Annotated in this window: 11 protein-coding genes; 4 read left to right on the top strand and 7 right to left on the bottom strand. The window is 30.0% G+C overall.

All coding sequences use genetic code 11. The features are described 5' to 3' along the window. Positions 1-26: 26 nt before the first annotated feature. Positions 27-725 carry a RadC family protein gene (gene radC, locus BM335_RS10150; protein WP_090226528.1) on the bottom strand — a complete coding sequence of 233 codons (699 nt, stop codon included), beginning with the start codon at positions 723-725 and terminating at the stop codon, positions 27-29. Between the two features lie 56 nt (positions 726-781). Here radC and trkA point away from each other — a divergent pair, with 56 nt between their 5' ends. Together trkA and BM335_RS10140 are read left to right on the top strand one after the other, a co-directional pair. Further along, a complete protein-coding gene (gene trkA, locus BM335_RS10145; protein ID WP_090226520.1) occupies positions 782-2,128 on the top strand; it encodes a Trk system potassium transporter TrkA in 1,347 nt (448 codons plus the stop codon). A gap of 3 nt (positions 2,129-2,131) precedes the next feature. Then, on the top strand, positions 2,132-3,631 hold the full coding sequence (locus BM335_RS10140; RefSeq protein WP_090226517.1) for a TrkH family potassium uptake protein: 1,500 nt from the start codon (positions 2,132-2,134) through the stop codon (positions 3,629-3,631). 10 nt (positions 3,632-3,641) lie between these two features. Here BM335_RS10140 and BM335_RS10135 read toward each other — a convergent pair whose 3' ends face one another. The 5 genes from BM335_RS10135 to BM335_RS10115 are packed head-to-tail and all read right to left on the bottom strand — an operon-like array spanning position 3,642 to position 10,029. Then, positions 3,642-4,172 carry a hypothetical protein gene (locus BM335_RS10135; RefSeq protein ID WP_090226512.1) on the bottom strand — a complete coding sequence of 177 codons (531 nt, stop codon included), beginning with the start codon at positions 4,170-4,172 and terminating at the stop codon, positions 3,642-3,644. Between the two features lie 17 nt (positions 4,173-4,189). Further along, positions 4,190-5,083: a zinc ribbon domain-containing protein gene (locus BM335_RS15835; RefSeq protein ID WP_090226509.1), complete on the bottom strand. Its 894-nt coding sequence runs from the start codon at positions 5,081-5,083 to the stop codon at positions 4,190-4,192. An 11-nt stretch (positions 5,084-5,094) separates the two neighbouring features. Continuing rightward, a complete protein-coding gene (locus tag BM335_RS10125; RefSeq protein ID WP_090226506.1) occupies positions 5,095-5,661 on the bottom strand; it encodes a zinc-ribbon domain-containing protein in 567 nt (188 codons plus the stop codon). 3 nt (positions 5,662-5,664) lie between these two features. Continuing rightward, on the bottom strand, positions 5,665-6,291 hold the full coding sequence (locus BM335_RS10120; protein ID WP_090226503.1) for a zinc ribbon domain-containing protein: 627 nt from the start codon (positions 6,289-6,291) through the stop codon (positions 5,665-5,667). 18 nt (positions 6,292-6,309) lie between these two features. Beyond that, the gene (locus BM335_RS10115; RefSeq protein WP_143102412.1) at positions 6,310-10,029 is read right to left on the bottom strand and encodes a hypothetical protein; all 3,720 of its coding nucleotides are present in this window, start codon (positions 10,027-10,029) and stop codon (positions 6,310-6,312) included. Positions 10,030-10,155: 126 nt separating this feature from the next. Here BM335_RS10115 and BM335_RS10110 point away from each other — a divergent pair, with 126 nt between their 5' ends. After that, entirely contained in the window at positions 10,156-10,614 is a 459-nt protein-coding gene (locus BM335_RS10110; protein WP_090226496.1) for a hypothetical protein, read from the top strand. 3 nt (positions 10,615-10,617) lie between these two features. Here the strand turns inward: BM335_RS10110 and BM335_RS10105 are convergent, their stop codons facing one another. Further along, on the bottom strand, positions 10,618-11,970 hold the full coding sequence (locus BM335_RS10105) for a UDP-N-acetylmuramate--L-alanine ligase (protein WP_090226493.1): 1,353 nt from the start codon (positions 11,968-11,970) through the stop codon (positions 10,618-10,620). 210 nt (positions 11,971-12,180) lie between these two features. Here BM335_RS10105 and BM335_RS15740 point away from each other — a divergent pair. Further along, positions 12,181-13,511 (top strand): Ig-like domain-containing protein (locus BM335_RS15740; protein ID WP_177219190.1); only part of this gene is annotated, 1,331 nt, incomplete at its 3' end.

The raw sequence follows: 13,511 nt of genomic DNA, 5'->3' as shown, positions 1-13,511 counted from the left end.
CATAATTTGCAAATGTATTTTAATTACTACAAAATATTTTCATCAGCAAAGCTAAAATAAGCATTTTCAGTCACAATTAAATGATCTAATATTTTTATATCTAAGGTTTCTCCTGCTAACTTTAACTTTTGAGTTATTGATTTATCGGCAACACTTGGTGCTAATTTTCCAGATGGATGGTTATGGCATAAAATAATAGCTGTTGCGTATAAATCTAATGCTTTTTTATATACCAATCGTACATCAACCAAAGTACCTGTTAAACCTCCTTTACTTAATTGCTCTTTATACAATACTTTATTGGAATTGTTTAAATAAATCACCCAAAATTCTTCATGATTTAATTCACCAATAATGGGTTGCATAATATTAAATACTGCTTTACTGCTATTAATTTTAGGTAATTCTAAGGCTGCTTCCAATCTTCTTCTTCTACCTAATTCTAACGCTGTTATTATACTTATTGCTTTCGCTTCACCAATTCCTTTAAACTTTTTCAAATCTTCAACAGTTAATTTCCCTAAACTGTTTAAATTATTATCAATAGATGCTAAAATCCGTTTTGAAAGGTTTACAGCACTTTCATTTTTACTGCCTGAACCTATTAAAATTGCAACTAACTCAGCATCAGACAATGCTGTTTTTCCTTTTAATACCAATTTTTCTCGTGGTCTATCATCTTCAGCCCAGTATTTAATTGATAGTGAATTATTTTCATATCTCATACGCAAATTTTTTTATCAAAGATAAGAGTAATATCTTTGTGGCAAATATTCAATATATGAAAATTATAATTGCTGGTGCTGGAGATGTCGGTTTTCATTTAGCAAAACTGCTTTCTTTTGAGTCACAAGATATATACTTGGTTGATACTGATGCTGAAAAATTAGAGTACGCAACTAACCATATTGATGTAATTACCAAACGTGGCGATGCCACTTCCATAAAACTTTTAAAAGAAATAAATATTGATAAAGCCGATATTTTTTTGGCCGTAACAGAGTCTCAAAACACCAATTTTACCATTGCTGTTTTAGCAAAAAAATTAGGCGCTAAAAAAACAATTGCCAGAATATCAAATCATGAATTTACACAAAATTCTGAAATTGATTTTGTTCAATTGGGTATTGACAATATGATATCTCCTGGTGAATTAGCTGCAGATGAAATTAAAATGCTGCTCAATCAATCTGCGTTTAATGATACCATTCAATTTGAAAATGGTACCTTAAATATTTTAGGAAGCACACTTGATTATAATTCACCACTTATAAACTTAACGGTACAACAAGCCAGAGAAAAATTTTCAGATATTGATTTTATAACCATAGCTATAAAACCTGAAAACTCTGACGAAACAATTATTCCAAGAGGAAATACAATTTACAGAGCTGACGATCAAATTTACTTTTCTGCACCAAAAGAAAGCATTAAAAAACTATACAAATTAATGGGTAAAACTCAGTTTGGAGTTAAGGATGTAATGATTTTAGGTGGTGGTAAAATTGGTGTAAAAGCTGCTAGAAGTTTATGTGATAATAAATTCAACATTAAATTAATAGAAATTAATAAAATACGCGCCAAAGAAGTTGCTGAAAAATTACCAAATGCCCTAATTATTAAAGGTGACGGAAGAAATGTGGAACTTTTAGAAGAGGAAAATATTTCTGAAATGGATGCTTTTGTGGCAGTTACTGGTAATTCTGAAACAAATATCATGTCGTGTTTGGTAGCAAAATCTAAAGGTGTAAAAAAAACAATTGCTTTGGTTGAAAATATGGACTACATCAACATTTCACAAACTATTGGAATTGATACCCTTATTAATAAAAAACTACTCGCTGCAAGTGCTATTTTTAAACATGTTAGAAAAGGCGATGTATTAAAATTAGCCAACTTACACAATGTTGATGCTGAAGTTTTAGAATTTAGAGTAAAAGAAAATTCACCAGTTACAAAAAAATTGGTAAGAGATATAAACATCACAAAAAAAGCTGTGTTTGGCGGTGTCATTAGAAATGGTATTGCACATATGACCTTTGGTGATTTCCAAATTTTAGCAGGAGACAAAGCGGTAGTATTTTGTTTACCTGAAGCTATTCATAAAGTTGAAAAGTTGTTTAACTAATTTATGAGAGGACTTAATTTCAAAATCATTATCAGTTTTTTAGGTTTAACTTCAATGTTAAATGGAACATTTATGTTATTTGCAGTTCCTTTTAGCATGTATTATGGTGAAACTGAAAAATGGGGAATTCTACAAGCTGGACTTACAACCATTGCTATTGGTTTTATTTTATGGTTTTTTAACAGAAACGCTAAAAAAAATCTTGGTAAAAAAGAAGGTTATTTAATTGTTACTTTAGGATGGTTAATGCTAACAGTAACAGGAACGTTACCTTATGTTTTTACCAATGCTATTCCAATTTATACCAATGCTTTTTTTGAAACACTTTCAGGATATTCCACCACTGGCTCTTCCATTTTAACCGATATTGAATCCATGCCAAAAGGTATTTTATTTTGGCGAAGTGCAACTCATTGGATTGGCGGTATGGGAATTATTGTTTTAACAGTTGCCATTTTACCATTGTTAGGAATTGGTGGTATGCAGTTATTTATGGCGGAAGCTCCAGGACCTTCTGCCGATAAAATGCATCCAAGAATTACAGAAACCGCTAAAAGACTTTGGTTAATCTATTTTATATTAACATTTACTGAGTTTTTTCTACTAAAAATTGCTGGTATGACTTGGTTTGATGCCATTAACCACGCTATGGCAACTATGAGTACTGGAGGATTTTCAACAAAAAATGCAAGTATTGCACATTATGATTCTTTTCCTATCATTCAATACATTATCATAATTTTTATGTTTATTGCAGGTGCAAATTTTGTACTTACCTATTTTGCATTAAAAGGAAAAATTAGAAAAGTTTTTAAAAGCGAAGAATTTAAATATTACTTTTTTGGAACAATTGGAGTTACACTTTTAATTACTTACTTAATTGTAAATTATCAGGATTCCAGTTTACAAACTAGTTTGCAACACGCTTACACTTGGGGAGAAACAGAAAATGCGTTTAGGCATGCTGCTTTTTCTGTAGTTTCAGTTTTAACAACAACTGGTTTTGTATCTGCAGATTTCACAATGTGGAACTCTATGGTTACAGCCATTATTTTTTCACTCTTTTTTATTGGTGGTTCAGCAGGATCTACCAGTGGTGGAATTAAAGTTGTACGTCATATAATTATGATAAAAAGTAGTTTTTATGAATTTAAAAAATTACTGCATCCAAACGCTATAATTCCGGTTCGTTACGATGGAGGAAGTGTTCCTAAAACCATCATTTACAACATATTATCATTCTTTGTATTGTATATGCTTATTTTTATTGTAAGCAGTCTTTTACTAACTTTTTTTGGATTAGATTTTTTATCTGCAATGGGAGCTGCCGCATCATCTTTAGGAAATATTGGTCCTGCAGTAGGCTCAGTTAGTCCGGTTGATAATTTTGCACATTTAACCATACCAGCTAAATGGTTTTGTTCATTTTTAATGCTAATAGGAAGACTTGAATTATTTACTGTTTTAATTTTATTAACGCCATTCTTCTGGAGAAAAAATTAAAATCATAAATTTATTTTAATAACGGACAGCCACAATTTCTACAAATGTGTTCATCAATCTCGTGCATAAAAGCACAGGCATTGCAAAAAATAATAGCATCATTTGATTTATCAAATTTCTCATAAGATTTTAATTTGCCGTGATAACGAACCTTTTCACCAATTTTATAATAATTATACAAAGTAGCATCATTCTCTGATCTAATTTCATGTTTTTGATGTTTTTGATCTTCTACATACACCACAAAATCGATGCTTTTTTCTTTTTCAATAATTTCTTTTTCTACTACTTCCCCATCCCAAGTTGCTTCTTTCTTTATGGATAACGCAGCATAAATACCAATTATAAAAAACATGCCACCAATTCCTAAACCAATGTACAGGGCTTCAGGATTGTCCATTTCATCACTTACTTCACCATATATATAAAATGCTACAATGGCTATAATTGCCAAAGCAAAACCAAACTGAAATCTATAATCTTTGGTATTTTTTAAATACTTATCAAATCTAGGATCGTGAATTTTTAGTGAATAAGCCATTTTTATTTATTTTAAAATTATTTTTTGTTTAACGCCGCTACAAGCAGAGATAAATCTATCCATTCCGAAGCAGGAATATTCAATTCTTCTGTGTTTGTAAAAGTTCTATCAGTATAATAATATTTTATATATAAACCATAAAAAGGCTCTTTTATCACTTTAACTTTTTTTATGCCTGATAATGGAAAATCCCAATTATGAAAAAACCCATTGATGTAAGCAAAATTCTTTCCTATTAAAATTTTTCCATCGTTTTTTAAATTTCGATTTCTATAATAATAAGGCATTCCAAAAGCAAAAAAGGAAACAAAAACTAACAAACCTATTAAAGCTAAAAACATAAATAATTTACCTTCATCTATCACCAAAATAAATATGCCAAAAATCACTATAGCTAAAACAGAAATAACTATCAGTAAACCAATATTTTTTGATTTTTCATTACTATATAAAAAATTTACGTAATTGTGTTTTTCATTATCAGTTAAAGTCCAAGCTGCAATTAAATTTTCTCCAGAAATTAACGATTGTAATTTTTTTTCTCTGCTTCTAAACATAAAAGCTATTACCAAAGACATTAATAAAAAGAAAATTGAAATCATTACTATTGATGGATGAATTGGTAACGCATCAAAACCCATAATGGCAACCAATATTACTAATCCAAAAAAGATTGCTGAATATATTGCTTTTTTAACAATACCTGTTTGATTGTTTTTAAGTGTAATTGCATTATTTAGTTTCTTTAATTCAGTTAAAGTTAAATCATTTGGAAGTTCTGAAACTTTTGTTTGCTCCTTTTCTTCTCCAGTGTTATTTTCATTATTTACATCTAAAATTTTAGCACCGCAATTGGTACAAAACTTTGTTTCTTCACTTAATTTAGCACCACAATTTGTACAAAATTTCATATCAATTATTTTTAATTATTCTTTATTAAATACCAGCTACTTTTAGTTAATGTGCTAAAAAACACCAATTTATCTTCTTCTTCATAAAAATGCAATTCAAAATCTCCTTCTACACCTTGTAATTTTGTTATTGCTTGGTAATTATTTGCCCCAAAAGGTGTTATTTTAGCTTCAAACAATCCCTTTTCATCTTTTGCTATTACAACATCTTCTTTTCTATTAAAATTAATAATCACGTCTTTATCTCCTAAAACAGCATCTGTTGGATCGTACCATTTTCCTTCAAGTTTACCTAATTGCTCTTCAACAGAAAATGGTTTTTCTGTGGGCACAACATCTTTAAAAAATGATTTACCGATAAAAAAAACAATTGTTAAAACTACCATTACCAAGAGCGCAATCAACAACCTTTTGCCTTTATTTGGCTGATTTAAACTTTCTTCAACAAGATTTACCTCATTATTTTTTTTAACATCATTTTCACTACTAATAACCTGCATGGAGGCACCACAATTGGTGCAAAATTTTGTTCCTTTAGTAAGTATAGCTCCACAATTTGGACAATATATTGACATCATATTTTACGATTTATTTCCATTAAACAATAACATTAAATTCGTTATTAATAATCCCATTAATAAAATTGTAATAGCTGTAATATTTTCTAATCTATCTGCAACCAATGCAATTAAAAAAATGAGTTGTACAACTAGTATAATTTTAACCAACCAATTGTATGGTTTTTCTTTTTTTCTTCTGATAAAAACTATTAACAAAATAAAAAATGAAAAGAACAATACACCAACTACCTCTTCTAATTGATTTCCAAAATAAACCAACAGCGCATTTATTACAATATAAATCCAAGTCCATTTATTTATTTTGGATGCTGATGAAACAGGTTTATTTACTTCATTATTAAAAGTTTTGGCAGGTTTAAAAACTTCTGCAATTGGTTGTGTGCTTTCTGAAGTTTTAAACTTGTGTTTAGCAAATGATGAAAATGCTTCTTTCGCCTTATTTTCAATAATTTTTTGCCCCTCATTTTTTAAAGAAATTACAGTGTTTTTATACATTTTTTCTTGATATTCTTTAAGGTGTTGGCTTGAAGTTATACCCGAAATAACACCTGAAATTTTTGTGCCACAAGCAGGGCAAAACTTAATTTGCGTTGCTAATTTTTGACCACAATTACTGCAAAATGACATAGCTGTTGGTTTTTACTGTTATTTTGGTGAACCTTTATCGTGTATTTTTAAATCTTTAAAACTTTTGTTAATATCATTTGTTAGTTTTTTAAGATCATACCCAGACATATTTTTAATTTGTTTTTCCATATTTTTAACATTCATAGGGTTTTTAATATCCGAAACATCTGTTTTTACACTTTTTGCATAGCCCATAGCAATTTTTAGTTTCGAATCTAATTCTGGAATCTCTAAATTTTGATTTTTATAACCTTCTCTTACATTTTCTAACGTTTTAATTGATTTTTGTAATTGCGCATAAGCTTCTGGAATTGTACCATTTTTTACGGCATTTTCAACTTTAGTTTTATACATTTCACCCATTTCTTCAGCATTTACTAATGTTGATTTACCTTCTTTTACTCTTTTTATATTTGAATCGAGCACTTCAACTTCACCCGTTTGTTTGTTATAGGTATGATCTGAATAATCTGAACAAGCTTCTGCATCAAACCTATCGGTTCCGCGCTGTTGATGTTTTTCTGCCCATTCCACACTATCAATACCATTTGGCTTTCCTGTAATATTTCCAAAAATATCGTATGATTTATCAATCCAGTTAGTGCGTTGTAATTCAATATACTGAACACTTCCATCTGCTTTGGTAACCTTTCTAAGCACTCTGTAATCACGATCGGTATTAACATTTGTTGCATCAGAACCTGGGGTTCTAAAATCATCAATAATAATATCTTCAGGAGGAATTTTATAAGTATCTTTTATATACTGTTTTAAATGAAAATCGTGTTCTTGATAAATTTTATTTCGCGACTTTTCAAACAAGCTTTTAATTTTTGGTGAGCCATGATTTTTAATAGTTCTAACTGCCTCAGGATCACGCATAAGCTCTAATAATTTTTTTTGATCTATAACTAATTCATCATTTTCAACTTTGGTGTTTTTCATAATATCATCAAAAACTTCTTTTGGACTTTTGTACGCAATTTTTCGATTCATTGCCTCTTGATGAAGTTTGGCTGTCAATTTTTGAATCATTACTTCTTCAACCATTGCTTGCGCAGTCATTTTAGCAGCTTCGGTTACAGATTTGGTTTGATATAAATTGTATAAAAATTCGCAACTCACAAAAATTGTCCAAGCCAAAGGTTTATTACCTTTAACAATTAATTCAATATTTTCGATAGACAATAATCTACCTTTTGCCATATTCATGAGCATTGGTACAAACTTATCGGTTTGCATTTTCCAAAAATCATCAAAGGTTTTATCTGGCTCATAAATATAAAATCGTAACGCATCAATTAAGCCTCCTTTAATCATTCCACCAGCAGTTGCTCCTAAACCTCCCGTTGTATATGCCATTAAAACACTAAATGCAATATCACCAGCCCATTCTGCCCATTCTAATGTAGTGACAATTGCACTTGCCCAAGCATCAACACTTTTATAGCCTTCAGCGCCTTCTGCCAAAATTAAATTAGATGCTATTTTCCAAATTCGATTTCGCAATTCGATCATACCTTCGGCTCCCAAAGTCATTTTTCTGCTTTCTAATAAAGCATTTAATTTTTGATAAGGTTCACCGGCAGGGACATAAGTATTAATAACATATTTACATTCTTCGTAAGCTTTTACCCAATCTGGAAACTCTTTACCTATACCATAAGTTTTTACATTAACAGTGAGTATTGTTTCAAATATTTCAGGTTTTTTTGCATTAGCAACGTGTGCTTTTACTTTGTATTTTATTGGTAGAATATTACCAACTCCAGGAATTTCGGCATTTGTAGAAAAATGGTATCTTCCATAAGGAATATTGGTAACTAAATCAACATATTCAATTTTTGGAAGTAGTACAGTTACTAAATTTTGAATTTCTTTCTCGTCGTTTAAAAATTCGAATTCTAAGTTTTGTAAATTTACTTTATCTACAACTATTTGATTGGTGTTTTCATCATACACATTTAAAGCAAATTCTAAATTTTGCTCAAAAGGTTTATCTGCCGTAAAATTGAGTTCGTTATTTTTATTTACGCCGTGTTTTATAAATAAACCTTCACGAGAAACAATAATATTTAAATGCCTTTCTAACGGTTTTTCATCATTTTGAAATGCTGAAATCACCAATGTTTTAGTAATAAAAGTTTCATTTTCTGAAGGTTTTATTAGTGGTCCAGATAATTTTACATTAACCTCTGTTTCATTTTTTTTATCGATAGAAATAGTAGTTAACGGATCTGTTGGTTCATCACCTATTTTATATTCTCCCACAAAATTCCAACCAATTTCTTCACCAGCATTTTCTATATAAGCATTAAAAGTGATTTCATTAATTTCATCGGTTGCAGGAAATGTTGCATCATTAATTTCAGTTTCTAAATTACAATCTAACAATTGTATTTCCACATCAAGTTGCAGCGGTTCAACATCATCAGGTACATCATCCATGGTTACACTTAAAATTACAGATTTTGGAGGATGTGATGCGGCAGAAATAGGATTAGGATTAGTGCAACCAATGTTAATGGCAATTCGATCACCATCAATAATACTTTGAGAGATATCTACCCAATCACTTTTAGGAGTAAATTTAATTTTCTCTGTTAAATCTGGTATATTTTTACCTAATTCATCTAAAACTTGAGCGTAACAGGTAATAATTTGAAACGTATCTGGCCTTAACGTTCTTTTATTATCTGGAGATGTTTCTACAACAATTTGTAGTTCTCCAAAAGGTTGAATGGTCACCTCTTTTTGAAATTCATGTCCTTCAGCATTAGCGTTTACCAAAATAGTAAAACTTGTTTCTTTGGGTTGCTTTTCTAGTACTAATTGTGCTTGTAAACTATTTACACCAGTTGTTGGAGTTATTTTTAGTGCTTTTTCAAAGTTTTGAATTTGTATGTTGGCTGAGCACCTTTTTTCTCCTTTTGCAGTAACTTTCCATACTTGAACTTCTATAGTTTCTGGTTCATTAAGTTTTAATTGAAAGCTATTTTTATTAAGTTGTAAAATATAATGTGCTTCCTCCTCTTCCTCTTTTTGTTCCTTTTTATTTTTTGCAGATTTTGAAGTTTTGGAAGCTGCTCCTTTTTTCAAAATTTTTCTAATTATTGCAGCAACAGCAGCGGCTATTGAACCACCAATAACAATTTCCCAAGGTATTTCATCATCTTCATTTGGAATATTCTCATCAGCTTTAGTGTTATTGTTAACTGAAGTAGTTGTACCGCCCAAAGCAGGTGCAAAACCTCTTGCAAGTCCAGAGTCATTGTTTGGATATAAGTTAAGATATGCTATAAAATCATCGTACTTTTCATCTAATGTCATACCTGGCGTTACATCTGCGTGTCTTGCAAAACCAAATTTACCTGTTTGTTTACTTTGAAATAAATTATACTCTCCTAACCTACTTCCCATTATTCCAGTTACTTCCACAAAAACAATCATTCTAGAAATATCTTGAGGAGGTACTTGTCCAGCTTTTCGTTTGTTATGAAATTTTATCACTGGTGAAAGCCTCACATTTTTCTGGTCTACAACTTTCCCATTAACACTAATTGTTTGCGTTAATTCTTTAATTAAATTTTGTTTAGCACTATTGATTTCAGAATCGGTTGGCAATCTATTCCATTCATATGGATTCATTTGTCCAAACATTGTTCCTGACAAAAAAACTATGAATATTAATAAAATAATTGGGTAAAGATAATTGTTATAATGCGAAGTTTTTTTCATAACTATCCAATTAAAAAAATCAATAAACATTTGGTTTAAAATCCAATTTTGATTGATTTTTTAATTAGTAGCTACGTAAATTTACAACTTGTTTGTTGATTTTCAAAAAGAAAGAATAGAATTAAAATGAAAATTTATAATTTTGATATACTGCCTTTTAGATTTTACATGGAAGCTAAAAACAAAAATAACTTAGGAAAATGGTTTATTTTATCTGTTGGTATCCTTTTTACCCTTTATAGTATTTTTTTAAGTGTGTTAGTTTTATATGGAACAGAAACCAATGCTAAAATAACAAGTTATAGGCAACAATTAGGTGAAAGAAATGAAACAATACCTAACCAATATACCTATTTGTACAGCTATGAATTTAATTATAAAGGAAAAACCTATAGTGGAAATGGGCAAAAAATTGGAAGTCCTGTATTTTTAAAAAATAATGGAAATAGTTTTATTGCTATTAAATTTTTACCTGATTTTCCACAATTAAATACTGCTTACCAAGAAAAAAAAACCATTACTAATATTCTTATTACGATAGTAATTGGTTTAGGACTTATGTTTATTACAACAAAAATGGAATAAACATTAAATAACTTCTTTAAACTTATTTAAATCTAAACCTCCATAATTTCCAGAACTCATTAACAATAAAGCGGTATTTTCAAAATTTTGATTGAATATAAATTCCTGAAATTCAGTTGGATTTGTGTACACAATTAAATCCTTGCGCTGAAAAGCATCCTTTATTTGTTTTTCAGTTATTGCGGCTAACTTTTTAATTTCCAATGCATGTGGCGAATAAAAAACAACTGCAACATCAGCATTATCTAGAGCTCCAAAATATTCTTTTAAAAATGTAGGATTTAAACTACTATACGTATGTAATTCTAAACAAGCAATTACCTTTCTATCTTTATATTGATTTTTAACGGCTTTTGTTGTTGCTTCTACTTTACTTGGTGAATGTGCAAAATCTTTATAAACCACTGCAGAAGTAGTTTCTGCAATTTTTTCTAAACGTTTACTGGCTCCTTTAAAACTTGCAATAGCTTCATAAAATTCATCTTCACCAACACCCATATGTTGACAAATCCATTTTGCACCAGCCATATTTTGCAAATTATGTTTTCCAAAAAACTCTAAAGGCATTTCACCTTCGGGAGTTTCAATATAAGTTGTGCCATTTACAATTTTATATTCTGGAGTTGTATATGGATACTTTTTAATGGAATTTTCTGATTTTTCTACTACATTTTTAACTTCAATATCTTCTTCATTATATACCATAATTCCACCATTTGTTAGTGAATTAGTAAATATTGAAAACTGCTCAACATAGTTTTCAAAGGTTGGAAACACATTAATATGATCCCAAGCAATACCGCTTAACAACGCAATATTAGGTTTGTATAAATGAAATTTAGGACGTAAATCTATTGGACTTGATAAATACTCATCACCTTCCAACACAATAAATTCATTCTTTTCAGTTAATTTAACCATTGTATCAAAACCTTCTAATTGCGCACCTACCATATAATCAACGTTAATTTCATGATAATTCATTACATGTAAAATCATTGATGTAATCGTTGTTTTACCGTGTGAACCTCCAATTACAACCCGCGTTTTATTTTTAGATTGTTCGTACAAAAACTCAGGATACGAATAGATTTTCAATCCTAACTCTTTAGCTTTCAATAACTCTGGATTATCTGCTTTTGCGTGCATTCCCAATACAACTGCATCAATAGTTAAGTTTATTTTATTAGGGAACCAGCCAAATTCTTTTGGTAATAAGCCTTTTTTTTCTAAACGAGATTTTGATGGCTCAAAAATAGTGTCGTCACTTCCTGTTATTTGATATCCTTTTTCATGTAGCTCTAATGCTAAATTATGCATTGCGCTTCCTCCTATTGCTATAAAATGTAAATTCATTTTAGATAAAATTTATAAAATCAAATGTAAATAATCTATTAAAATCTTCATAAACAATATATGTTTCTTTATCAGCCACTAAATAAATTGTGACTTATCTCACATATATAGTTTATTATTATAAATAAATGGTTTTTTTCTATATATTTATATACATTTTCAAAAGTATGCATTTAGAATTGAAAGTAACATCTCAAAAAAATAATTTCTATGAAAAAAGGTAGATTTTCATTAGTTAAATCGATAGTTGTTTTATTGCTATTATTTGTTTTCACACTACCATCTTATTCACAATGTATTAACCCAACACCGATTGGTGCTAGTTCACAATCATTTTGCAAAACCGATAATAAAAAAATTTCTGATTTAGTAGTTCAAGGAACCGAAATATTTTGGTTTGATGCGGCTTCTGGTGGAAATCAACTCAATCCAACATCTTTACTAATAAATGGCAGAACCTATTATGCTGATGATAAAAGTGGTGGGAGTTGTAGCGTATCAAGACTTCCTGTTACTGTAACCATTAACGGAAATTATCCTTCTGGAGTAGATATATTTGTTGGTAAATGTAAAAGCGCTAACCCAACAATTGGATCTTTATCTGCTACAGGAACTAATATACAATGGTATAGTGCTCAATTTGGAGGGAATTTATTACCAAGTAATTTACCCTTATCAAACGGACAAACATATTGGGTGCAACAAACTGAAAATGGTTGTACTTCTGGTAGATTACCAACAACGGTTACAATTGTAGATCCAGAACCACCTATTGTTGCTCCAATTCAATCATTTTGCAGTCCACCTAATCCAACTGTAAATGATTTAAGAGCAACTGGAATTAATATTAGTTGGTATGCAAGTGAAGATTCTGGAGTGCCTTTAGATTCTAATGTGCCATTAGAAAATAACAAACAATATTGGGCATCACAAAATTCTTTTCCTTGTGAAAGTACTGAAAGAGTTAGTACTACGGTATTAATAGATACCACTCCAAATGCAGGAATAAGTAATAATTATAACGTTTGTGAAAAAGATTTAGTTACTATAAACTTATTTGATTTACTTGAAGGAAATCCAGATACAACTGGATATTGGTCGGGGCCTAGCAATTTAAGTGACGGATATTTAGGCACTTTTGAACCTGGAATTAATAATGAAGGTGTATATACTTACACTGTTTCAAGCACTTTAAACATTTGTTCAGATGCCACTGCAAATATTAATGTAATTATTCAAAAAACACTTCCGCCAACTATCAATCAAACAACGCAAACTTTTTGTGAAATTGATAACGCAACTGTTTCTGATTTAACTGCCTCTGGTAATGAAATTCAATGGTATAATTCCGAAATATCTACTACTCCGTTAAATGCAAATGATTTATTAATTGACGGAGCAAATTATTGGGCGGCTCAAAAAGATTCGCAAACTGGTTGTGAAAGTATTTCAAGAGTTGCGGTAAATGTGATTATTACAACGGTTCCTCCGCCAACAATTTCTGAAAGTACGCAAACTTTTTGTGAAATTGATAAACCTAC

This window comes from Lutibacter maritimus, from assembly GCF_900116115.1.
Taxonomy (GTDB): Bacteria; Bacteroidota; Bacteroidia; order Flavobacteriales; family Flavobacteriaceae; genus Lutibacter; species Lutibacter maritimus.
The sequence above is the reverse complement of the archived record's forward strand: the minus strand, read 5'-3'. Positions and strand labels throughout refer to the sequence as shown.

Bases quoted from the DNA above. Each gene is read 5' to 3' on its own strand.
- trkA (WP_090226520.1), top strand. From the start codon at position 782: ATGAAAATTATAATTGCTGGTGCTGGAGATGTCGGTTTTCATTTAGCA.
- BM335_RS15835 (WP_090226509.1), bottom strand. From the start codon at position 5,083: ATGAAATTTTGTACAAATTGTGGTGCTAAATTAAGTGAAGAAACAAAG.
- BM335_RS10120 (WP_090226503.1), bottom strand. From the start codon at position 6,291: ATGTCATTTTGCAGTAATTGTGGTCAAAAATTAGCAACGCAAATTAAG.
- BM335_RS10125 (WP_090226506.1), bottom strand. From the start codon at position 5,661: ATGATGTCAATATATTGTCCAAATTGTGGAGCTATACTTACTAAAGGA.
- BM335_RS10135 (WP_090226512.1), bottom strand. From the start codon at position 4,172: ATGGCTTATTCACTAAAAATTCACGATCCTAGATTTGATAAGTATTTA.
- radC (WP_090226528.1), bottom strand. From the start codon at position 725: ATGAGATATGAAAATAATTCACTATCAATTAAATACTGGGCTGAAGAT.
- BM335_RS10115 (WP_143102412.1), bottom strand. From the start codon at position 10,029: ATGAAAAAAACTTCGCATTATAACAATTATCTTTACCCAATTATTTTA.
- BM335_RS10140 (WP_090226517.1), top strand. From the start codon at position 2,132: ATGAGAGGACTTAATTTCAAAATCATTATCAGTTTTTTAGGTTTAACT.
- BM335_RS10110 (WP_090226496.1), top strand. From the start codon at position 10,156: ATGAAAATTTATAATTTTGATATACTGCCTTTTAGATTTTACATGGAA.
- BM335_RS10105 (WP_090226493.1), bottom strand. From the start codon at position 11,970: ATGAATTTACATTTTATAGCAATAGGAGGAAGCGCAATGCATAATTTA.